This is a genomic window from Vibrio sp. Isolate34 (genome assembly GCF_022397915.1).
GTDB lineage: Bacteria > Pseudomonadota > Gammaproteobacteria > Enterobacterales > Vibrionaceae > Vibrio.
In genome coordinates, this window is sequence record NZ_JAKEUO010000006.1 from 70,086 (window position 1) to 92,760 (window position 22,675).

Annotated in this window: 24 protein-coding genes; 7 read left to right on the forward strand and 17 right to left on the reverse strand. The window is 44.4% G+C overall.

Going from position 1 to position 22,675, the window contains the following annotated elements:
* Positions 1 to 12 precede the first annotated feature (12 nt).
* Positions 13 to 954: a homoserine O-succinyltransferase gene (gene metA, locus L1D22_RS08590; RefSeq protein WP_004739682.1), complete on the forward strand. Its 942-nt coding sequence runs from the start codon at positions 13 to 15 to the stop codon at positions 952 to 954.
* Positions 955 to 1,133: 179 nt separating this feature from the next.
* Positions 1,134 to 1,883 carry a type IV pilus biogenesis/stability protein PilW gene (gene pilW, locus L1D22_RS08595; protein WP_239829422.1) on the forward strand — a complete coding sequence of 250 codons (750 nt, stop codon included), beginning with the start codon at positions 1,134 to 1,136 and terminating at the stop codon, positions 1,881 to 1,883.
* Positions 1,884 to 1,973: 90 nt separating this feature from the next.
* On the opposite strand, the gene rlmF is transcribed toward pilW, so the two are convergent.
* Positions 1,974 to 3,227 (reverse strand): 23S rRNA (adenine(1618)-N(6))-methyltransferase RlmF, encoded by a 1,254-nt coding sequence (gene rlmF / locus L1D22_RS08600; protein WP_239829423.1) that lies wholly within the window; start codon positions 3,225 to 3,227, stop codon positions 1,974 to 1,976.
* A 4-nt stretch (positions 3,228 to 3,231) separates the two neighbouring features.
* Entirely contained in the window at positions 3,232 to 3,729 is a 498-nt protein-coding gene (locus L1D22_RS08605; RefSeq protein ID WP_239829424.1) for a M48 family metallopeptidase, read from the reverse strand.
* A 137-nt stretch (positions 3,730 to 3,866) separates the two neighbouring features.
* On the opposite strand from L1D22_RS08605, the gene L1D22_RS08610 reads away from it, so the two are divergent.
* Positions 3,867 to 4,103, forward strand: a complete 237-nt coding sequence (locus L1D22_RS08610) for a glutaredoxin family protein (RefSeq protein WP_016786183.1) — start codon at positions 3,867 to 3,869, stop codon at positions 4,101 to 4,103.
* A gap of 93 nt (positions 4,104 to 4,196) precedes the next feature.
* On the opposite strand, the gene L1D22_RS08615 is transcribed toward L1D22_RS08610, so the two are convergent.
* The gene (locus tag L1D22_RS08615) at positions 4,197 to 5,069 is read right to left on the reverse strand and encodes a LysR substrate-binding domain-containing protein (RefSeq protein WP_239829425.1); all 873 of its coding nucleotides are present in this window, start codon (positions 5,067 to 5,069) and stop codon (positions 4,197 to 4,199) included.
* Positions 5,070 to 5,179: 110 nt separating this feature from the next.
* Here L1D22_RS08615 and L1D22_RS08620 point away from each other — a divergent pair, with 110 nt between their 5' ends.
* Positions 5,180 to 6,379 carry an MFS transporter gene (locus L1D22_RS08620; protein WP_239829426.1) on the forward strand — a complete coding sequence of 400 codons (1,200 nt, stop codon included), beginning with the start codon at positions 5,180 to 5,182 and terminating at the stop codon, positions 6,377 to 6,379.
* 84 nt (positions 6,380 to 6,463) lie between these two features.
* Positions 6,464 to 7,030, forward strand: a complete 567-nt coding sequence (locus L1D22_RS08625; RefSeq protein WP_239829427.1) for a DUF1415 domain-containing protein — start codon at positions 6,464 to 6,466, stop codon at positions 7,028 to 7,030.
* A 37-nt stretch (positions 7,031 to 7,067) separates the two neighbouring features.
* On the opposite strand, the gene L1D22_RS08630 is transcribed toward L1D22_RS08625, so the two are convergent.
* Positions 7,068 to 8,138 (reverse strand): diguanylate cyclase, encoded by a 1,071-nt coding sequence (locus L1D22_RS08630; protein WP_239829428.1) that lies wholly within the window; start codon positions 8,136 to 8,138, stop codon positions 7,068 to 7,070.
* A gap of 211 nt (positions 8,139 to 8,349) precedes the next feature.
* Between L1D22_RS08630 and L1D22_RS08635 the strand changes: the two genes are divergently transcribed.
* A complete protein-coding gene (locus L1D22_RS08635) occupies positions 8,350 to 8,925 on the forward strand; it encodes a nucleoside triphosphate pyrophosphohydrolase family protein (RefSeq protein WP_017059167.1) in 576 nt (191 codons plus the stop codon).
* Positions 8,926 to 9,061: 136 nt separating this feature from the next.
* On the opposite strand, the gene L1D22_RS08640 is transcribed toward L1D22_RS08635, so the two are convergent.
* The 13 genes from L1D22_RS08640 to L1D22_RS08700 all read right to left on the reverse strand — a co-directional run bounded on the left by L1D22_RS08640 (position 9,062) and on the right by L1D22_RS08700 (position 21,382).
* Positions 9,062 to 9,550 carry a GNAT family N-acetyltransferase gene (locus tag L1D22_RS08640; RefSeq protein WP_239829429.1) on the reverse strand — a complete coding sequence of 163 codons (489 nt, stop codon included), beginning with the start codon at positions 9,548 to 9,550 and terminating at the stop codon, positions 9,062 to 9,064.
* Between the two features lie 287 nt (positions 9,551 to 9,837).
* Entirely contained in the window at positions 9,838 to 10,017 is a 180-nt protein-coding gene (locus L1D22_RS08645) for a hypothetical protein (protein ID WP_239829430.1), read from the reverse strand.
* Positions 10,018 to 10,256: 239 nt separating this feature from the next.
* Entirely contained in the window at positions 10,257 to 11,711 is a 1,455-nt protein-coding gene (locus tag L1D22_RS08650) for a lytic polysaccharide monooxygenase (protein ID WP_239829554.1), read from the reverse strand.
* A 396-nt stretch (positions 11,712 to 12,107) separates the two neighbouring features.
* Positions 12,108 to 12,467 (reverse strand): DUF6559 family protein, encoded by a 360-nt coding sequence (locus tag L1D22_RS08655; protein WP_239829431.1) that lies wholly within the window; start codon positions 12,465 to 12,467, stop codon positions 12,108 to 12,110.
* 42 nt (positions 12,468 to 12,509) lie between these two features.
* Positions 12,510 to 13,268 carry a vitamin B12 ABC transporter ATP-binding protein BtuD gene (btuD, locus tag L1D22_RS08660; RefSeq protein ID WP_239829432.1) on the reverse strand — a complete coding sequence of 253 codons (759 nt, stop codon included), beginning with the start codon at positions 13,266 to 13,268 and terminating at the stop codon, positions 12,510 to 12,512.
* Complete coding sequence (btuC, locus tag L1D22_RS08665; protein WP_239829433.1) at positions 13,255 to 14,250, reverse strand: vitamin B12 ABC transporter permease BtuC; 996 nt, start codon at positions 14,248 to 14,250, stop codon at positions 13,255 to 13,257. Before btuC ends, btuD begins: the two co-directional genes overlap by 14 nt.
* Before the next feature lie 133 nt (positions 14,251 to 14,383).
* Positions 14,384 to 15,412, reverse strand: coding sequence for a succinylglutamate desuccinylase (locus L1D22_RS08670; protein WP_017059157.1), 1,029 nt, complete (start codon positions 15,410 to 15,412; stop codon positions 14,384 to 14,386).
* A 278-nt stretch (positions 15,413 to 15,690) separates the two neighbouring features.
* Positions 15,691 to 17,487, reverse strand: a complete 1,797-nt coding sequence (locus L1D22_RS08675; protein WP_239829434.1) for a M3 family oligoendopeptidase — start codon at positions 17,485 to 17,487, stop codon at positions 15,691 to 15,693.
* 132 nt (positions 17,488 to 17,619) lie between these two features.
* Positions 17,620 to 18,237, reverse strand: coding sequence for an alpha-ribazole phosphatase family protein (cobC, locus tag L1D22_RS08680; RefSeq protein ID WP_239829435.1), 618 nt, complete (start codon positions 18,235 to 18,237; stop codon positions 17,620 to 17,622).
* 9 nt (positions 18,238 to 18,246) lie between these two features.
* Entirely contained in the window at positions 18,247 to 18,840 is a 594-nt protein-coding gene (gene cobU, locus L1D22_RS08685; RefSeq protein WP_239829436.1) for a bifunctional adenosylcobinamide kinase/adenosylcobinamide-phosphate guanylyltransferase, read from the reverse strand.
* Between the two features lie 24 nt (positions 18,841 to 18,864).
* Positions 18,865 to 19,671 carry an adenosylcobinamide-GDP ribazoletransferase gene (locus tag L1D22_RS08690; RefSeq protein ID WP_239829437.1) on the reverse strand — a complete coding sequence of 269 codons (807 nt, stop codon included), beginning with the start codon at positions 19,669 to 19,671 and terminating at the stop codon, positions 18,865 to 18,867.
* Positions 19,671 to 20,699 carry a nicotinate-nucleotide--dimethylbenzimidazole phosphoribosyltransferase gene (gene cobT, locus L1D22_RS08695; protein ID WP_239829438.1) on the reverse strand — a complete coding sequence of 343 codons (1,029 nt, stop codon included), beginning with the start codon at positions 20,697 to 20,699 and terminating at the stop codon, positions 19,671 to 19,673. Before cobT ends, L1D22_RS08690 begins: the two co-directional genes overlap by 1 nt.
* A 71-nt stretch (positions 20,700 to 20,770) precedes the next feature.
* A complete protein-coding gene (locus L1D22_RS08700; RefSeq protein ID WP_239829439.1) occupies positions 20,771 to 21,382 on the reverse strand; it encodes a flavin reductase family protein in 612 nt (203 codons plus the stop codon).
* A 443-nt stretch (positions 21,383 to 21,825) separates the two neighbouring features.
* Here L1D22_RS08700 and L1D22_RS08705 point away from each other — a divergent pair, with 443 nt between their 5' ends.
* On the forward strand, positions 21,826 to 22,521 hold the full coding sequence (locus L1D22_RS08705; protein WP_239829440.1) for an NAD(P)H-binding protein: 696 nt from the start codon (positions 21,826 to 21,828) through the stop codon (positions 22,519 to 22,521).
* Positions 22,522 to 22,675 lie beyond the last annotated feature (154 nt).

Consider the following 22,675-nt stretch of genomic DNA (forward strand, 5'->3'; position numbering starts at 1 on the left):
AGGGAGAAAGCTTTGCCTATTCGCATTCCAGACCAATTGCCAGCGTCCGATGTTCTTCGTGAAGAAAACATCTTTGTTATGCCGCTATCAAGAGCATCGACACAGGAAATTCGTCCACTTCGAGTCTTGATCCTCAACCTAATGCCGAAGAAGATTGAAACTGAAACTCAATTCTTACGCCTACTATCAAATAGCCCATTGCAAGTGGATGTTGAGCTGTTACGCATTGATGATCGACCAAGTAAAAACACACCAACTGAACACTTAGATAACTTTTACCGCCAATTTGAGATGGTAAAAAACCGTAACTTTGATGGACTGATCATCACGGGTGCGCCATTAGGTTTGGTTCAGTTTGAAGATGTTATCTACTGGGATCATCTGAAAACCATCATGGAGTGGGCTAACAAGCACGTTACTTCCACACTCTATGTATGCTGGGCTGCTCAAGCGGGCTTGAAGTTGCTGTATGATTTGCCAAAACGTACTCGTAAAGAGAAGCTGTCTGGTGTTTACAACCACGAGATTCATAACCCTTACCACCCTATTTTGCGTGGTTTTGATGATACCTTCTTAGCACCACACTCTCGCTATGCAGATTTCTCACCAGAGTATCTAGCAGAGCATACCGACCTTGATGTGCTTGCGACTTCCGACGTGGCTGGTGTGTATCTGGCGGCAACCAAAGACAAACGAAACGTGTTTGTAACAGGTCACCCTGAATACGATGCTCATACGCTTCACAACGAATACATTCGTGATTTGGGTGAAGGCATGGAGCCTGTGATTCCAATTAACTACTACCCAAACAACAATCCAGACAACAAACCTGTTGCGAGCTGGCGAAGCCATGGACACTTGCTGTTCTCAAACTGGCTAAACTACTGCGTTTACCAACAAACGCCTTACGATTTGGATCACTTCAGCGAAGAGAACTTCACTAAAGACGATTAATAACCGACTTTTAATCAGTCCCTTAAAGCTGCGCTCGGTAAGCTATTGATTAGTCGAACTATAACAATAGCCTATCGGACGCAGTTTTTTTATGGTGAGTGGGTCGCATTCCACCATTGATTTACCACCTTATGTTAGCCAATTTCATATGATTGTCTGGTGTTCATAAGGAGCTTCACATGTCTGCCAAGTCATTGTTTTCATATTCCCGATTATCAACAAGTGTTGCACTACTCGCCTCTCTATCCATCGTTGGCTGTGTTTCTGTCACCGAAGGCCCGCCCAAAATAGAAAGTGACCCTATCGCTATGTCTGAATCTCGTATTGAATTAGGCTTAGGCTATATGGGGCAAGGAAATATGGTAAGAGCGCGTGAGAACCTAGAGCTTGCCATCCAACACGCACCCAGCTATTACCGCGCTCGCCTCTCCATGGCGCATTATTATGAAAAAGTAGGCGAAGTCGATGAAGCGAGATCTACTTACCGAAAGGCGCTGAGTTTAGATTCAAGAAACGGAAATGTATTGAATAACTACGGCACGTTTTTGTGTAAACAAGGCGAGTATGAGCAGGCTGACAAATACTTCAACCGAGCCATCGACCAACCCTATTACTATTTAGTCTCTGCCAGTTATGAGAATGCGGCCTTTTGCGCGTTTAAAGCCGGGAATACTGACCAAGCAAAGTATTACTTCACACGTGCTATTGACCACGATCCGAATCGAGCAAAGTCGATATTGCAGCTATCAAAAATTGAAGTAAGTGAAGCAGATTATAACGACGCAAGGCTTCGTCTGTTCAAGTTCCACCAGCGCTATGGCTATCAAATTCCATCCCTTCAAATATTGGTAGAACTGGAAAACAAAGCCGGAAACAGTGCACTTGAGAAGAAGTACCAAACCAAGTTAGATGAGTTGCTCTCTACTTAGACTCACTAGAACATAAAGAACGGGCTTGTTGAATGAACAACAAGCCCGTTTTCTTATGTAAGCTATTAGATACTTTCTGGTATTGAAGTGTTATTTAAGTGCAATCCACTCTTGTCTTTGCTCGTCGTCCATAAAGGTCCACGCAACAAAGCGACTCACCTTTTGGCCTTGCGACATCTCTACCACTTTCACTTGTTTCGCTCTCAGCTTACCCAGCTCTGAACGAATCATGTCTACGTTGTCTTTCTTAGAAATCAGAGTGGTGAACCACAACACTTGAGTGGCAAACAGTTGGCTCTCTCTCGCCATTTTCATAATGAAAGCCGCTTCACCACCCGGACACCATAATTCCGCTTTTTGACCACCAAAGTTTAAGGTTGGCTTATCTTGCTTAGCCTGCGATTTTTTAGATTCTGGCTTGAATGACTTACCTGCTTTCTTAGCTCGGTTTGCCGCTAGATTATCAAGTTTACGTTGCGACCCTTTTTCCGCTTCTTCTAAAGAACCGTGGAATGGAGGGTTACAAATAGTGACATCGTAACGTTCATTATCCTTAATCACACCTTTAAAGATAGCTTCTGAGTCTGCTTGCAGGCGCGCTCGTATCTTACCTTTTAGGTTCACGTTACTTTCTGCAATGAAGTTTGCCGTTTTGATGGAAACAGGGTCAACATCTGTGCCCGTACAACGCCATTTGTATTCTGTGGTACCAATGATTGGGTAGATACAGTTTGCGCCAACACCAATATCCAACGCCTTCACAGAAGCGTGATGATAAGGTTCGCCTTGACCATCGCTGTTAAGGATGTCTGCCACTCTATGAATATAATCTGCTCGGCCTGGAATTGGCGGACATAGGTAACCCACGGGAATGTCCCAATGCTTAACACCATAGTGATGTGCTAGTAGTGCCTTGTTAAGTAGCTTAACCGCCAATGGGTCCGAGAAGTTGATCGTATCTTCATCAACAGGGTTCTTAATCAAGTGCTCTTTCAACTCAGGTAACGCAGCAACTAATAACTCGAAGTCGTAGCGACCTGTGTGCTGGTTTCTAGGGTGCAATCCGCCCGCAGGCTTAGCCATATTCTTGTTACGCTGTGAACCACCCGTTCGTTTCGAGCCAGAGGGCTTTTGCGAACCGCTCGATCTTTTTGGTGCGCTCTTATTCGAAGTGCCTTTATTAAACGGTGCTTTACCCGCTCCGCCTTTATTATTGGTTGGTTTACCAGAAACTCGCTTGGCTTTATCCTGTCCATCCGCTTTTGAATCCGCATTGTTACGGTTTTTATCAGAAGCGCTGTTTTTCGACAGGCTTAGCGTGGTTCTATTTTGTGATTGGCTCATTGGGCTACTTCTTTAAATCTAAATATATCATGAATAAACGGGCATCCAACTCAAGTTGGTGATAATCCGGTTCCATGTGACAGCATAGTTGGTAAAAGGCTTTGTCATGCTCTTTCTCTTTGATGTGCGCCAGTTCATGCACGACCAGCATTCGAAGCAAAGGTTCTGGTGCATTTCTAAAAACACTGGCAATACGAATCTCATTCTTCGACTTAATCTTTCCACCGTGGTTCTTGGCAACGTAAGAGTGAAGGCCTAATGCGTTATTGATTAGGTGTATCTTCCCGTCGTAAATCACTTTGCTGATCGGTGGTGTTTTCTTCATGTAGCGATTTTTAATCTCAATCGCATAATCAAACAGGGCCTTCTCGCTTTTTATTTCATGATTATTTGGATAGCGAGCTTCAAACCAAGGCACCAATTTACCCGACTCTACAAGTTGAGTTACAGGGTCGACAATGTGCTTAGGATAGCCTTGAATATAGCGTAAAGAAGGATGCATTCTGAAAGACCGTACAAGTTACGCCACGACAATACGTTGTGGTCTAGAAAATTGAGCCGCATAGTGTAACTGATCACACTTTTCTAATCACCTAGGATTCGTTACACTTTAGCGAGATTCACCAAGAGAATGAAAAAATGAAACGTGTTGTATTGTACGTCGCAGACAAATGCCCACACTGTAAAGATGCCCAACGCTATTTGGACTCTAAGAAAATTGTTTACCGCCTAACGAATGCAAAAATGCAGCGTGGCCGTAAAGAGTTACAGGCAATGGGTGCTCGCTCTATCCCTGTACTGAAAATCGGCGACCAAGTCATGGTCGGATGGAATCAGAAGAACTTCGATAAGATGTATAACTCTAAGAATACCTAACGTGTTCTAAGCCAGTCATACTTCTATACAACAAAGCCCGCAGCTCCGAATAAGGATCTGCAGGCTTTGTTTTATCTACTTCATCTTACTTAATTACACATACTGCTTCACAAAATCAATAAAGGTTCGGTCTGCTTTCGACAGATACCCTTCCTTTCTCCAAGCCAAAGATAGATTGAGTTTCACAGGATCTTTGAATGGCACGCCGACCACGTCTTCTTCGTACTCTGTGACCAAGCTGAGTAGTGCTGTTATGGCAAATTCTCGCTTCACGATAGATAAAATCATCGGTAGCAAATTGGTTTCGAATGCGATGGTCATATCTAGATTGTATTTCTTGCAGGTCGCATCAATAAAATCACGGTGGAAATAACCTGACTTGAACATGATCAGCTCTTGAGCGAAAAACTCTTCAAAGGTGATGGACGGTTGCGATGCTAGTGGGTGTTCTTTGCCTACAACAGCTAACATCTCAGAACTAAGTAGGTGGTCGGTTTCGAGATCATCTGGCACATTTTCATGATTGATAACCCCAATATCGAGTTCGCCGTTTAATAGCATCTCCCTAATTGACGCCGTACCCGCATCAATCAGCGTTAGCTTCAGGTTTGGGTACTGGCTTTTGAACGCCATAACGACTTGAGGAAAGAAGTAACTCCCCATCATACTTGGCGCCCCTAACCGCACTTCTCCTTTCTCTAACCCCTTTAACTCGTTCATCGCAAGCTGAGCATCATCAAACTGCTGGGCTATTCGCTTCGCATGCTCGAACAACACCTTACCCTCTTCGGTTAGGGTTACGGATTTGTCTCCGCGACGAAATAGAACTAACTCCAACGTTTGTTCGAGTTTTTTTATGGAGATACTCAATGCAGGCTGTGCAATATGCAGCGCTTTAGCCGCTTGCGTAAAGTTACCGAACTGAGCTACGGCAAGAAAATGTCGAAGGGGTTTTGATTCAAGCATGTCGATATATGAAATATATAGAGGTGATAATTTTAATATATTTCTTTAATCACGCTTGTACTGATAACTTGTTCACAAATAGCTTAATTACTCGCACAGGCGCTACGTAAATGTTTGATAAAGGCAGTTCTCAATACAAACGAATCACCCAATCATTGGCGATTGGTTCGTTTATCATTTTTTGCAACCTCTACCTTTTTCAACCTATCTTGCCGCACATGGCAGAACACTTCCAAGTATCAGAAACCCAAATAAACTGGTTGTTTGCTGCTACAACACTCGGCCTTTCGATTAGCTTGGTACCTTGGGCGATCGCCTCTGAAACCTTTGGTCGTAAACCCATTATTCTGTTCAGTCTGTTCGCTATACCATTAATAGGGTTAAGTATGGTGTTCACGACTACCTTGCTACAACTCGTAATTGCGCGCGCGTTCATGGGCATCGCAGTAGCAGCGTTTGCTGGAGTTGCAGTGGCTTATATGGTCGAAGAATTAACACCCAAAGCCTTTGCTGTCGCGATTGGCGGTTATATTGCGGCCAACTCATTGGGTGGTATCTTCGGTCGTGTATTAGGCGGCTTAATCACAGACTATTTCGATTGGCATGCAACTGTACTGTTTTTCGTTGTCGGTTCATTGCTTGGTGCACTCTTTATTGCCTATCGCCTACCTAACCAACAGAACTTCAAACCTCAAAAAGGGTTGTTCTTTCATCACAATCGTTCAGTCGTAATGCACTTAAGAAATCGTACTTTGTGGCTTGCTATGTTGATTGGCGGCGCTAACTTCGCCCTGTTTGTTAACCTGTACTCTGTAATGGGCTTTAGACTGGTATCCGAACCGCACTCAGTACCTGTTGGTTTGGCTTCACTCATATTCCTTTGTTACTTGGCTGGTACGGTAAGCTCTAAGCTATCCAACAAATGGACACTTCGTTTTGATCCTTTAAACGGAATTTTAATGGGTGTGTGTATCAGCCTAATTGGAATGCTGGTTTCTGCTTTTAATAAGGTTCCATTCATGCTCGCAGGTTTATTACTGATTAGTGGCGGAGCCTTCTTCGCGCATACCCTTGCCTACTCTTGGGTGAGTCAAAAAGCCCCGAGCGCTAAGGCTACAGCGACCGCGCTCTATCTGGTTCACTATTATATTGGCGGTAGTTTAGGTGGATTCTTGCTCTTGTACTGCTGGCAGTTATTTGGCTGGAACGGCGTGATTGCGGGCGGTTCTATCTTCTATGGCGCGATATTTGCTTGGGTCTATCAGTTAAAACAGCTTCAAGTATCGACCTCTAAGCTAGCTGAAGCTTAACTAAGACAAGGTATCCAGTGAATTATTGCTTTTGATTGACGTTCGTTCTGATATCCTACGCAAAATTTCATTTCGGAACCTGTTATGTCGAACACTCAAAACACAGATCTTCAAACCATCCATGACCAAGTAAAACAATGGTTAGACGATGTCGTTATTGGCCTAAACCTGTGTCCATTCGCAGCCAAGCCACAGCGTAATAAACAGATTAAGATCTTTGTGAGTGAAGCGAATACGGAAGAAGCGTTACTGGAAGACATCATGACGCATTTCGTAGAGTTAGATAACACGCCAGTCGCTGAATTAGAGACGACCTTGGTCGTGGTTCCTAACATGCTGCAAGATTTCTTTGACTACAACATGTTCATTGATTGGGTTGAAGCGTTGATCAAACAGCAAGACTGGGAAGGCGTTTACCAAGTGGCAACGTTCCACCCTGACTATTGCTTTGGTGGTGCGGCTCCAGAAGACGATGAAAACCTAACCAATCGATCTCCATATCCGGTTTACCATTTGATTCGAGAAGCAAGCATGGAAAAGGTACTGAAGCACTACCCTAACCCTGAAGCGATCCCAGATACCAACATCGCGAGAGTCGAATCTTTAACGCCAGAAGAGCGTCGTAAACTGTTCCCTTACCTATTTAGTTAAGCGATTCCGAATCGGAAAATGCAATACGTTTCCGTATTTACGAACTTGCACGTTCTTGATGATATGGACGAGATACAAACTGATCTCGTCCATTTTGTTTAGCGATATATAAACATTCGTCAGCCACTTTAATCAGAGAATCGAGCGCCGACATCCTTTCCCCTTTGCTATCACCTGTACTCAACTCAAAATGACACGCCCCAATTGATATCGTAACAGGCTTGCGATCGAGTGTAATTTTCTTCATATCTTCCAAAAGCGATCTGAACTTATCTTCAACACCACTTGGGTCACTATTTAGGTACCAAAGAATGAATTCCTCTCCGCCAAAACGTGCAACAAGCTCTCCTTCTTGAATGTTGTTACTCAGAACATTGGCCACTTTCTTCAACACAACGTCACCCATTTGGTGACCATATGTATCATTAACTTGTTTAAAGAAATCGATATCGACAACAGCCAAAGTGCCCTTTCCTAAAAATCCTTTGAGCTGCTCGACTTCTGCGTTGAGCGTTTTGAACAAACAACGCCTATTCGGTAAATGTGTGAGAGGGTCATATAAAGCTTGGTATTCTAGCTTCTCGTTCAGCTCTTGCAGCTTGTGCTCTTGTTGTCTTCGAACCAATTCCACCTCAATCCATGAGGCCATCAACTTCATTACATCAATATCAAACTCTTTGAACTCGCGATAATACGGATTACCACTCGAGAAATTTAGAGTGCCATAGAGCTCGTCGTCGACGAAAATTGGAATACCAATGTAAGATTCTAAGCCGAAGGAGTGGTAAGCAGGATGTCTCGCGTAGGTTTTGTGTTTACCACAATGTTCAATGCAGATAGGGCCACTCGATTTGCAAGTAATCTCGCAATAAGTCGAACAATATTCGAAGGTATCACCGCGATGGAGATCAACACCTTCAGGTTTAACACAGTGTTCAACAAAGTAAGTGTTACCATCAATTTTAGATAAGATACCAATATCTAAGTTGAAGCGTTCAAGGCCCATATTAAGCAACTGAGCAATCTGATTATCGAAGCCCTTTCGATAATCGTTGGTGATTTGATACAAGCGGCGTATAACAACTTCGCTTTCACTAGCTTGGTGCATAATGATATCCCACTGCTGCCGAAGTTAGTGACAACATTTACATTTCTAATATAAACAGAGTAAAAGGGAGAAAAGTATAATAATCAATGAATTTGTGTACAAAATGCCTCATTGATCCAATGAATAAAGGTCGAGTTCTTCGACTTTGCGTTAGCACCCTATTCCCAGCTTTGGTAAAATACCCCATTAACGAAACAGAATGGATAGGAAAATGAACCTTTCTCAACTAAGCCAAGAAATCTACGATCACCTTTACCGCGACATTGAAGAGTTCCGCAGTACTTTTGATCTGCCTGTTGCTGCTCCTGAAACAATGGACGAAAAAGGCGATACGCTACATACCTCTCTAGCGATCGAAGAACTGACAGAACTTGCAGAAGCTGACTCTAAAATCGAACAAGCGGACGCTATTGTAGACAGCGTTTACGTTTTGATGGGACGTTTGGTTCACCTTGGCCAAGCTAAGGTAGAAGATAACCTAGCAATCAGCTACCTGATCGACCTACTGTTGAATGTTTCTAAAAACCGTTCAATCGACTTTCTGCCTTGCTGGGACGAAGTACACTCAAGCAACATGAGCAAAGTGTGCCGTAACGAAACAGAATACGCAGAAACTGAAGCTTTCTATGCTGAGCAAAACATCAAGCTGATGGCTGTTCAGAAAGGCGAATACATCATTGCTAAGTGTGCGGAAGATTTCGTATCTGAAGGTAAGACAGTTCGCCAAGGTAAAGTACTAAAATCGGTACACTACCGTCCTGCGAACCTTGAGCCTCTAACGGCTTAAGTAAGGTTATAACTGAAGCGCTTTAAAACATCAGTTGACTGAAATAGAAAACGCCACGTTCTTGTCACGTGGCGTTTTATTATCTATTCGAGAACTCTAGCTGTGTTAGCTGTAGCCGTGTGTTAGAAACCGAGCGCTATACCAGTCGAGCCATGTGATAAGCCGCCACATATTCACCATTTCTAAAGGCAAACCCTGCTGACTCCCCTTCAATAACGAAACCAAACTTCTTATACAGGCTGATCGCTCTCTCGTTATCTGTATAGACCGTTAATTCCAGTCGTTTGATGTTAATCCAGTTATCACACAAGTCGATTGCGGTCGCAAGTAGCTGACTGCCGACACCTTTGCCTAATACATCGTCTTTAACACCCATACCAAATGAAGCAACATGACGCCTTCTTGGGTTTACACACACTTCCATTCCTAAATTACCGACAATTTCTCCATCAATTAACGCGACATAGGAGTACACGTTATCAGGGATATTGGAGATTCGTTTCTGCCAGCTTTCTAGAGACGGATTTGGGAGTTGCAGCGTACCGGTATAAGCATTAGTGCATTCGTAGATTTCTTTTATTCCCTTCGCATCTGACGGTTCAGACCGTCTCACTATAATACTCATCGCAACTCCTACTATTATTCTTCACTAATTGTGATGCACATCCTCAATGTGCATCTAGACACACTATCAAATAGTAAATATTTAACAATAGGTTAGATGAAATTGTTTTTATTTAACAATTTAGTAAGTATGGGCATAAACAAGGCGAGACAATGACTTTGAATGGGGCATTAATGATTGATGCTAAGGAGTTAAACTCAGGAAGGCTAAAGTGTGTTAATGATATATACACAGATGCTGCAACAAGGGCACAACTCTCTGTGCCCAGTTCTTGATTATGTATTGAGCTAGTCACGCTCACATTGAACTTGCATGACTTTTAAATCGGTAGTGTTTAACTTCTTAGCTAGAGCTGCACCTTCTTGGTTACATTCTTCAAGGCTCGTGAATTGTGTGTTCACCTCCATTTCAGCCGTACTTGGTGCGCCAGCCATCATTAAGCTAAGAATCAGTGTTAGTTCGTACATTATTAGTCCTCTTTCGAGTTAAATAAGCATCCATTCAAATAAGATAAGGTGACTCGTGTTTTTCCTATGCACTTGTCGCGTTTGAAATAATTCTAATCAATCCCCCAGTGAGTTTTACCATTTCGTGCCACGAGACGATAAACACCTTAAACAAAAAATGACGCTACATCTCTGTAGCGCCATTTACGCGGTAATAAACTCAACCCAAATGGAATCACCAGGTTGACAGTTAACAGGCCTTAGTTAGCTGGACGCCAAACGCCCCATTTGTCGTTTTCGTAGGTCGCTTCAGGGTTTGTACCGCCCTGAACCCACCATTGTGCTTTCCATGACTGGTTAGAGTAAGTCACGATTTCACCACCAAGGTAAACCTTAGACGAGTCCCACGTGCCTAGATCTGGGTCTGGAGTCGGATCTGGATCCGGCGTTGGATCTGGTTCTGGTGTTACGCCACTATCATCAGCAATCACTTCAAATGTGAAGGTTTCAACGCTCTCACTTTCAATAGAGCTAGCAATGAAAGACAATGTTTCGTTCGCTGTGATCGCTGTAGTATCAACCACAATTGAAGCCGTACCATGGTTTTGGATGCTTACTGCAGAACCTTGTGTTTGCGTAAGGTTTGCGGCTTCACTCGTGGCAATCACAACTTTGTCGCCCGCATTCACTACATTGTCACTCTTCACTAATTCGTATATGTCGCCTTTCAACGGCTCAACACCGCCGTCGCCACCGTCAATCAGCGTTAACTGACCTGAAGCACGGCTATCTTTTGAGTTAAAGAAGTTACGTGATGGATTGTTTTGGAAGTACATGTAGTGTTCCATTTCGGCATGCCAGTCACCGATGAAGATCGCACCGTCTTTAAACTCTTCGTGCCAACCGTTGATTTCAGAAGCGAGCAGACGAGCCCAATCGTTCACGTTGCTCGAATTAATCACTATGTCGAAGCTACGCGCGATTTCACCATACTTGTTGATGATGTCGTACTTAACTGTGTCGCCAATTTCTGGTGTACCAACCTGGTCAGATACGAACAAGTCGCCACGTACTAAATCAGGTTGTGGTGTAGGTTCAGGCGGAGGTGTTGTGCCACCTGTAATAGTGATGTCTGAACAGTTGTAGAAGCCTTCACCCGCAGCATCGTTGCGCTGCCAGCGTACATATAGGATCGCATCGCCAGAACGGTCAGATGGAATCGTCACGTTAATACGGTATTTGCCACCACTTACAGGAACATTGCCCACTGCTTGGATAAGATCTAAGTCACCCCACGCTAGGCCCTTGCTCAAGTCTGCGTTTGGTTTCGTTAGGTAGAACTCCCAAAATGAAGGATTGTGTGGTGCAGTCGCGTTGAATACATATTCAAACGTGCCTGTACTTAGCTCGGTACGAGTCCAACCAGTATGAGGCACACCCATACCGCGCTTTTGCGAATCGTTGGCATAACATAGCGTGCCATCAGGAATCGCTGCTTTCACAGCGTTGATGTTGTTGAAGTCCTGAATGTTTTTTGCGTATTCGTTACGTTGAACAAACGGGTACGAGCCAGAAATATCTTTCGCTTGAGCACATGCCGCATTTGGTGGTGTACCCGACCAAATCCCACCTTGCTCGTAACACGTGTTCTGACGTGCGCTTGGAAATTCAGACCAACCATGAGCGTTTGCCACTGAAGGCAAACTCGATAGCATAGCCATACCTACTGCTACTTTTAGAAGATTATTATTTATTGTTGTCACTTTCCCACTCTCTATTATTTTACCCTACACACAAGACCAACTGGTCAACAACCAATCAATATTGCAGTTCGAGGGTCTATAGTTCTTGTTCAAAGAACAACGAAAATATATACGTCAATTTTATCAATAACAGCGGGTTTTATATTGATAGGAATCAGAGTCACACAACTCATAGAAATGCGTTGTCGATAGATGATGTTGCTTCGAATTATTGGATCTCAGTATTCCATCTTGATTGAGGAAACAATATCCAAAGTGAATAAAAAAGCGGCTTAATGAGTAAGCCGCTTTTTGGAGATACATTATATGTACAGTAGAAATGTACTTAGATAAATAGTGATTAGCGAACTAATAGCGGCTATTCATGCCCATGCGATGTGACATGTCGTCGTCCATGCGACCGCCCTTCCAACCGCTGGCACCTAAAAGGTTTAGAACGTCGCGTGCGTTGTAGCCTTCACCACCAAAGAAATCGTTAGATACATCATTTCTCAGCAATTGAATGGTGGGTGCGAGTTCAGCATCAAGATCTTGTGGATCAGCAAACAAAGCCAATGCAATTTGTTGTTGGCACTTACTCAGTTCTTTAGAACTGGTTTCAACTTGTCCGATAGAGAAGAAATCGCGGCTCCCGTAACTCTTAACCATCTTTGCAGAAAGGAGTTTGATTACCTTTTTTATTCTTCGTCTTTGGATATATCTAAACATATTTGACCCATTTACTAGCTCGTCTTTAACCCAACAATCCGCTTAAACAAACAACAAATAAGTTTGATTATCGACTGAGATACTTTTGACTTCAGTATTGAACACGGACTCTAGCAGTTCAGGCATAAGAACTTGTTCAGCACTACCAGACGATTGAAGTACGCCTTTGTCGAGCATCAACACCTGGTCAGCGTGTCTTAGAGTTCTGTTCAAGTCATGGTTTGCCATGATCACCGCAATGCCCTTCTCAGCCACTCGTTCAATGAGCTTGTAGAGTAAAGCTTCTTGAGCAATATCCAATGGCGCTGCTGGCTCATCGAGAATCAACAACTTCGCGTATGGGTTAAGTGTCGGCCAAATTTGCAAGCACATGCCCGCCAAGCGAACGCGTTGCCACTCACCACCAGACAGTGTCTGAATTGAACGATGGAGTTTGTCTGTGATGTCCAACATCTGGCTGATTTCTTCCAAAGCAGCATTGATTTCAGCATCAAGTCCTTGTGAAGAGCTTGGCAGAGACAACGCAAGGTATTGGAACACTTCTAAGTTAAAAGCCGGTCTTGCGCTTTGACACAAATAAGCGCGATGCAGTGACAAGTCTTGCAGCGACAACTCTGATAAGTCTTGCTCATCGAGCTTGATATCGCCTTTATAACCATCACCAATACCCGAGATGGCCTCTAGTAAGGTGCTTTTACCACTGCCATTGGGGCCGATAACGTGAGTCACCTGCCCTTGCTTGAGCTCGAATGAGAGCGGTAATAAACGAGCGCCGACGCTCAGGCTCTTAATTTGAATCATGATTTTTAATTAACATCCAAATGAAGATAGGCGCACCGATACTTGTGGTCATCACACCCAAAGGTAACTCTGCAGAGTCCAGTAAAGTACGCGCGCAAATATCAGCAAACACCAACAATGCAGCACCCGCAACAGCAGACAAAGGAAGCAGGTATTTGTTGTCAGTACCAATCGCTAAACGAAGTAAGTGTGGCACAACCAAGCCCACAAAGCTGATTACGCCGCCTAATGCCACGGCACAGCCGACCAAAATAGACACGGCGAAGATCAAGCGCCAACGTAACTTAGGCACATTCACGCCCAGCTGAGCAGCGTGTGTCTCACCTATCATCATTTTGTCTAGCTTACTGCCTTGCAAGCACAACCAAATAATCACCGGGATCATCACTAACGTTAGCGAGTGCTGATACCAAGTCACGCCACCTAAGCTGCCCATTAGCCAATACATCAATAAGCGAAGGCTAAGATCGTCACTGAAATAGAAGGCCCATGTCACCATCGCGCCAGAAAGAATGCCTAACGCAACACCCACCAGCAGCAGTTTGGCAGTGGTCAGTCGCATCGCTTTTACCATGCTCACCAGAATCACGGTGAAACAGAGCGAACCTAACACGGCGGCAATCATGAAGAGTTCTGGAGTCGGAGCAAACGGCAAGAAGAACAGTACAATCACCATGGCTAAGCTTGCACCGCCAGAAATGCCGAGCACACCTGGCTCTGCCAATACGTTGCCTAATAAGACTTGTAAGCTTGCGCCAGATACTGCTAGCCCTGCCCCAATAGCAATAGCGGCCAATAATCGAGGTAAGCGTAAATCAATCAGTAGTTTTTGTTCTAACGTGGACAAGGTGCCCAGAGGGGAAATGAAGAGATCGCCAACCATTAGGTAAATTGCACTCAGCGCGACAAGCAGTGCTGCCATCAGATAAATGGCTCTCATCCATTTGCGCTGTTTTTGGTGAAGAAGTTGTTGGAAATCCATATCAAGCTACTTTGAAAATGTTCGCGTAACCTTACCTGTATCCCCAAATAAACTCAAGGCTCACACCGTAATGTGAACCTTGATATTTCAACCAGTTGAGCGGTTGTTTTCGTCGTTTAAACCCGAGTCGATATTAATCGTACACAAGCTGACCATGGTCGAATCGCGTTTCAACTTCACACACCATTAAGGCCGCTCGTTGACCAATCGCAACATTACGATTTGGGAACACCACAGCTTCGTTTTCATTCTTCGCCATTAACGGTTTATCACCATCATGTCCGAAAACTTCACCGTGTTTAAACGCGGTAAAGTTCTCGACAGAATCAGAGAACATGAAATCGAAATCATCATGCAAACGAACAATGGTTCGGCTCACACGATAAGTAATGGTTCGCTTAGGTAAATGCTCTGGCTCAACTTCAGCAATCAAGTTACGCATCGCCAAGTCAAAAGCCGTTAGCTTATCAAGTTGGTTCTCACCAATTCTCGCTACTTGCCCTAACTCCATTGTCAGCGCTTGCGCTTCGAAATTCTCAGCGCTATACCAACTGAATGTGCTGGTTGGTGCATTTGACAGCAACACTGCTTCAACGTGCGCACTGTTAATGAAATCAAACAGCTCTTTGCTGCGTACTTCGTGGCGAACTTTAGGGCTCACTGCAAACGAGTAATGCTTAGATAAACGGATTGCACAGTGCAAATCTAGATGCCAACGAGTGGCAGGTTCCGTTTCCTTGTAAAACTCAGTCACCAAGAACTTCAAGTTCTTCGCGATATCCACTTCTCGATTGCTCTCGTACTGCTTTTCATCAAACAGACGATTCATGTTCACATCAAGAAAACGAGTATGCGCGTTAGTGGCTTCCGGGTGAGCGATGATAAACAAGCATCTCGCGTTTACTACTTGGAAGCCTGTTTCAATATCCTCAATGAGCTTATCGATCAGCTCCATTGGTGAAGTTTCGTCGCCATGAACACCGGTTGAAAAAATGATGTTCTTGGTTTCAGAATTAAAATCCGCGGGAATGACTTCCAAGACACCGCGTTGATGAAGCTTAATTTGAACACCGTTACTCAGTACGGTCTGTCCTGCAAACACTTCTTGCTCAAGATCTAGGCTGTCAAAAAGAAATGATTGGCGAAAGAGGGTCTTCGTCATGCGCTACTCCTTAATTGCACGGCCGTATGTTAATAAATTGTACATAGAAATTGTGTTGCTAGGATCGCACTTATCAACAGAAACTCCGTTATCACTCACAAATACTACCCATATATTTTTATATTACCTGCTGACCTTACGAACCGACATCTGTTCCAAATAACTTTCTCTATTTAAAGAGACTTTTGGTTGTTTCGGCTTTTCTCAGGTTATATCAGCAAGATAAGAGCCACGTAAGCTAACACAGCTCTTACCTGCCATGAACAGATTGAGATCAATTAATCTTCCTGATCGAGCAATCTTTCAAATTCATCGATTTGAACTTTGACCATGTCGATACTTTGTTGCCAGAATTCAGCCTGAGTCAGATCCATTCCCAAGTGTTTTTGAACCACGTCTTCCGCCATCATGCTGCCCGTATCACGCAGTAGAGACACATAATCACCGTAGAACTGCTCGCCTTTCGCGTCACGCTGCGCGTAAACACCTTTGCTGAACAGATAACCGAATAAGTATGGGTAGTTGTAGAAGCTAACTTGAGAAATACTGAAGTGCAATTTGCTCGCCCAGAAATAAGGATCAGCTTCAGTCATTGCATCGCCGTACCACTCTTTCCAAGTGCTTTCCATCAGGTCACATAATTGCTGAGCCGTCAGTTCGCCTTTTTCACGCTGCTCGTAAAAGGCTTTTTCGAATTCGAAACGCACTGGAATGTTGACCATTAAAGCCAACGAAGAAGACAGCTCTTCCCATAGCATCTCAAGTTTCTCGTTACGTGTTTGAGCTTGCGTTAACAAGTGATCACGAACGATGTTTTCAGCAAAAATAGAAGCCGTTTCTGCAAGCGTCATTGGGTAGCGAGTCTTACACAACGGCATGTCTTTCATTACCCAGTTGTGGAACGCGTGGCCCAGCTCGTGTGCCAGTGTCATTAAGTCAGATCGGCTGCCGCTCCAAGTCATGAACACAAGCGGTGTGCGTGTCGCGGCAAACTTAGTGCAGTAAGCACCTAAACGTTTATTCGCTGCTGGTGCGGCATCAATCCAACCATTCTCAACCATCAAAGCGACAAAGTCAGCCATCTCTGGATTCACTTCAGCGAAGGCGGTTTTGATCACTTCAATCGCTTCATCAAATGGGTAAACCTTAGATTCAGCGTCACCAAGTGGCGGCATTGCAGCTAAGTGATTCCATGGCTTCATTTCGTCTAAGCCGTGAACTCTTGCCATCAACAGGCCCGCTTTCTGGCCTACTGCGCGATTGGCTTTCGCCACAGACATCATGGTGTCTAGTGTTTCAGGCACAATTCGGCTGCCGTGTAGGCTTGGATCTAAGAAATGCACATCTGCGATTTTCGAGCGCTTTTTGTTTTCAGTCAAACGCCAACCTGCAAGCGCATTTAGAATCGAAGCAAACGACTCTTGATGCGTTTTCATAGCACCTTGAACCCCGCGCCATGCAGGCTCTTGTTTGTCGAATTCGCTGCCGTACAACAAGCTCGCAGCCTGCGAGAAACCAAGCGCTTCTTCTTCACCATCAAGTTTTAACGACAGTTTCAAAGAGCCGGTTAGGTTATCGTATAAACGCCCCCACGCATCACGGCCATCGACTTTCATGGCTGCTAAAAGCTGCTCTTCAGCAACACTAAGTCGGCTGCTTGATAACTTACGTGAGCTTTCAATCGCGAAACGTTGGCCTGCAACATCTGCACTCTCGTGTTCTAAAACCGCATCAATAAACTCTGGTTCAGCGTGAATCAGCGTGTCTTCATAAGGGCTGAATGCTTGAGACATTTCAGAGTTCAGCTTTGCGACACGTCCAAGCAGTGCTTTGGCTTCTGTGTGAGTCGCGTCTACCGAAGCGTGGCAGTTAGCAAAGGTGTTAATTGTACTCAGTAACGTGCCTGCCGCTTCTGAGGTCTGGATTGCGTTTTGCATTGCCAGAATGATGTGACGCTTTTCAACATGCAGGTACAAGAGTTCAATACACTGTTGAATGAGTTCGATGTCTTGTTCGATTTTTGCATCATCAAGATCGCGATAAGCAATGCTTAGATCCCAACTCGGTGTTGTCATGACTAAATTCCTTTCACGTAGGTAGTAATACCAATCTGGTATAGCGGTTATCGACACCGCTTTATACTTCTAATACTTTTTCTATTTACAGATCTAATTAGATGTTAATTCTTAAAACTGTGTTTTGAACACTCAGAGAACAGGCTGCCCTATCGCTTTGACGCTAATAAAGCTCTGCGCGAACTGAGTGACTTGAATATGGGTTATCGACGCATTCTCTATCGATAGCTTCGAGTACAAGCTCGGATTTTTCCAATCAATATCAAGGTAGTGAGCCAATAACATTCGAATTACGCCACCATGAGTAACCAGCAATAGATTGTCACTTGGATTGTTCAAAAGTTGCGACCAAGCTTGAGTTACTCTGTCGTGGAAGCTCTGTAAACTTTCTGCACCAGTCAGCTGATGATTTGCCGGGTCTTGCCAAAAGGTGTCTAGCATCGCCCACTTATCTTCAAGTTCATCAAACGCGATGCCGTCCACTTCACCAAAGTTCATTTCTTGAAATTCTGGTGCAATCGACAAAGGTACCGACACACGCTCTGAATATAAGTTTGCGAGATCGCTACATCGTCTTAATGGCGAGGTAACCACACCATCAAAAGCCACACCGTGTTGCACCAAGGCTTCACATATTTGATGTTGAAGCTTCGGATTGACTAACACGTCAGATACACCGTTTAGCGCCGCCTTCCCTTCCACCTTGCCGTGTCTTAGCAAATAGATATTTTTGGTTGTTCCATTGACCATGTATGTGACCTAGCCTTGAGCATCAAACGAATGATTTGAGGGTTTTAAATTCAACGGTAATCCTGCCGCTATCAGCGTAACTCGTTCGACAACGCGAGCGAGCGCTTGGTTCATTCGTCCTGCATTGTCGACAAACAAGCGTGACACTTTACCCAGAGGCACAACGCCTAAACCCACTTCATTAGAGACCATAATGATGTGTGCAGGGCTTTGTTCCACGCTTCTGACCAAAGCTTCAACCTCAGCTTCGACTTGCTCATTGGTCGCTTCATCACCCAGTTCAAAGATAATGTTGTTGAGCCAGAGTGTGAGGCAATCAATCAGTACAACATCGTCTTGATTAAACGACTGCAGTTTCGTAGCTAAATCGACAGGCACTTCATGCTCAATCCACTCTCCACCACGACGATCCTTATGATGGGCGATTCGTTCACGCATTTCATCGTCTAAATAGGTCGCAGTCGCTATGTAATGCAGACGCCCATTTGAACATGCTTCAATTGCATATAATGCTTGTTGTTCTGCAAAACTCGACTTGCCTGAGCGCGCGCCACCTAAAATAAGATGGCGATGACTCTGATACGTTTGATTATTGGTTGTCATGTGTTGCCTCTAATCCTGAATGCATTACATAAAGCCGTTGTAGAAAGCAGCGGCGAACACAACGTAAATCAATAGTTCCATCAATTGTTGAGCCGCGCCCAAACAGTCACCAGTAAAGCCACCAATGCGTGCAATTAACCACTTTTTGAAGCCCATTCTAAACAGGTAAGCAATCACAGCTAAAACACACGTAAACGCCAATCCAAACCACAAGCTTGGTAACAGGCCAATCAACATAAGGAAGACAAGTTCACCCTTGGTTTGTTTGTTGGCTAGAGGCTTACTCTTGCTCGTGTCCAAGTCGCTGACATAAGGCGTGTCGTAAATAAGGGATGCCGCGATCGCTCGGCTAACGGTGTAGCTCGTCACGATGACCATAAACAATCCAGTCATGCTAACGAGTTCAGTAAGCAGAACCCACTTGCCAAGTAACGCCATGATCAGCGCAGACGCGCCGTATGTACCTATTCGGCTGTCTTTCATGATGGTCAAGCGGCGTTCCAATGTCATGCCGCCACCGATGCCATCCGCCATATCGGTTAAGCCGTCTTCATGGAAAGCACCGGTCAGCATCAAGCTGAAACTCATCATCAAAAAGATGGCAATCGAGCTCGGCAACACAGTATCAAGCAACAGGAACAAACCACCACACAAGGCACCAAGCAACAAACCGACTGTTGAGAAATAACGACCAGAACGGTTCATACGCTCTTCTGAATAAGGCGTATTCTTCGGCATGGGCAAACGGGAAAAGAAGCCCATTGCCAACGAAAACAGTTCCCATTGATAAGCAGCGCGATCTTTCCAAGATCTTTGTGGCGTATCGCTCATTAAACTGTGACTCCAGCGCTCTCGAAGCTCGCCATATTGTTATAGAACTCGGCTGCCGCTCGGATGATTGGCATAGCTAAAGCTGCGCCCGTGCCCTCACCTAATCTCAAGCCAAGGTCGAGCAACGGTTCAGCGTCTAGCAACTCTAATAAGATTTTGTGCCCTGACTCTTCAGAGCGATGCGCGAAGATCATGTAGTCACGGCAATTCGGTTCAATTAAGGTCGCGACATACGCTGCGGCTGACACAATAAAACCATCGACCAATACTGGAGTCCTGTTTTGATAAGCTCCAAGGAAAGCACCGACCATTTGCACTATTTCGTAACCACCGACTTGAGCTAAAATCGATTTAGGATCGAGTCCTGCGCAGCGTGCAACACCTTGTTCAACCACCGCGACTTTTCGTGCAAACTGTTCATTGTTGATACCAGTGCCTAGGCCAACACATTCAACTGCAGTGCGATTTGCTAATGCACTTAAAATTGCTGATGCACTGCTGGTATTGCCGATACCCATTTCACCAAACATGATGATATTCGTACCATTCGAAATGGTTCTGGATACAAGCTCCACGCCCAGTTCAATCCCACGTTCAACTGTTTCTATGCTCATTGCAGCTTCGTTGGCAAAGTTATTGGTTCGTGTACCCAAACGCTGGGAGATCAGCATTGGGCTATCAGATTCGATTGGTAACAATATTCCTGTGTCGACCACGGTAATATCGATGTTGCTCACTGCGCAAAAACAGTTAATCGCCGCGCCGCCGTTTAAGAAGTTCAATACCATCTGTTGTGTGACGGCACTCGGGGCAATACTCACGCCTTCATCAGCAATACCATGATCACCGGCAAAAATGATGATGCTCGGTTTATTTAATTCAATATGTTCAACCGCAGCTTCTTTTCCTTGGCTTTGAATCAGAGCCAGTTGATGAGCAACCTTTTCCAGTAAACCAAGCGCGCCTAGCGGCTTAGTTTTTTGGTCAATGCGATGTTGGATGTACTGCGAGTATTTTGTATCTAACATAAAATTATGTGGTACTTAGATTGAGGAACGGGGTTTAACGATCTTATTCGCTGAAGCTAAATAGTTAACGCTTACTTAGGACGAGCGACAGAGAACACATTGGACAGCGTGGCGTATTCGCCTCCACCTAGTCGAGATAAAGGATCAAGTGCTAGTGCATCAATCTTCAAGCGTTCGCTCTCTTTATCGATCACACCTTCAGAGATATACACCTGTTCAACTTGAGCAAAGACAAGGCTTTGCGGTACTTCACCGACTTCTTTAACTTCATACAATGTGCAACCAAAAGTCACAGCGCACTCCTTCACTCTAGGTAAAGAAAAACCTTCAAACTCAACCAACTCGATATTATTCGCGGTTACTTCAGACTCACCATGATCGAGCGTGGCTGCTGTCGCCGTCATCACCTCGGCAGAACTGGCTGACGCGATATGAATGACCAACTTACCCGTTTCAAGGACATTACGAGTGGTGTCTTTGAGTTCGCCCGATGGCTTCTTCCCGACCGATAACATCAGTAGCGGCGGATTGCTGGAAACAGGCGTGAAATAAGAGAAAGGCGCTAGGTTGTACTCTTGGTCAGAAGATTCCGTCAATGCCCACGCTATCGGGCGAGGAACGACGGTTTGTGTCATCAGGTGATAAATCTGAGTGGGAGCGAGAGTATCAAGCTTGAGGTTCATAGCACATCCTTGGTCTATGTGAATTACGACTCAGTTTACGTGTTAAGCAAAGCTGTATCTATGCCTAAGTAGCAGAAACCGCAGAGAGTGTTCGTAATTTAAACAGTTCAGCTTCTTTTCTGAACAAAACAATCACAAAACATAAAATTCATACCAACTAACCACAAATCTCAATCACTTACCTTTGTCACTTTTATCTCTGATACAAATAGCTCGCATGAATCATAATATCTCTATTAATAAGCACTCTATAAATAAGCTCGAAATTAATAAAAGCTCACACCTTAACTCCCGGCAGTCTTTTGGCTTTCTATCTCACCACATTTTTTAAAATCTGGTTTACTTATCAAGCAACCTTCAAAAATTATCTTTAAATTTTATTCGCTTAAAATTAAAACACTGTTTATATTAAACAAGCACTTGCAAGCAGGTTAAGGATAGCTATGAGCATTTCTGGAGATAAAACATCGGTCGTAGTGGCTGGTGCGACTGGGCTAATTGGTCGTCATGTGATGAGCCTACTCATCGATGAACCCGCAGTTGATCATATTTATGCCTTATCCCGAAGAGCGCTAGATTCGCAGTTTCATTCCGACAAACTCCACACGCTCATTCACAGTGATCTCCAAGTCACCAGTTGGGACGATACCCAAGCCACACCCAATCTTGGGGTGATCTGTTTAGGTACGACCAAAAAAAAGGCAGGTTCGAAAGAAGCATTGCGCAAAGTCGATGTAGAGTTGGTCAGCCACGTGGCTCAGTCGATGAAATTTCTTGGGGTTCAACGTGTTGCGGTTGTGTCCAGTTACGGCGCGTCCGTTGATTCCTATTCGCACTACCTCAAGTGTAAAGGGCAGATGGAACAGAACTTAAAGCGAATCGGTTTTAAGCAACTGTTCATTGCACGCCCTGGGCCACTGTTGGGTGAACGAGAAGAACCAAGAGTCGATGAAAAACTGCTACAGAGCATCTTTCCTCTGCTGTCACCATTTATGTTTGGCAAGTTCAAAAACCTGCGCCCGATTCAGTCGAAAGACGTCGCACAAGCCATGTTATTCCGATTGTTCGAAAATAATTTCCATAATATCGAAATTTACTCGTCAAGCGACATGCTTGATTTATTGGCAAAATATCGCTAAAAAGCTCATCTATTCACCACAATGTTGGATATCCACTCATTCTATTCAGTGGATATTACCTATCGTTCTATTTAATTACTTTTCCTTATTTTACGTTTTGTTACAGGTCGCTACTGTAGCTAACAGTATTTGCGCCCATATATCTAAGCGCCCT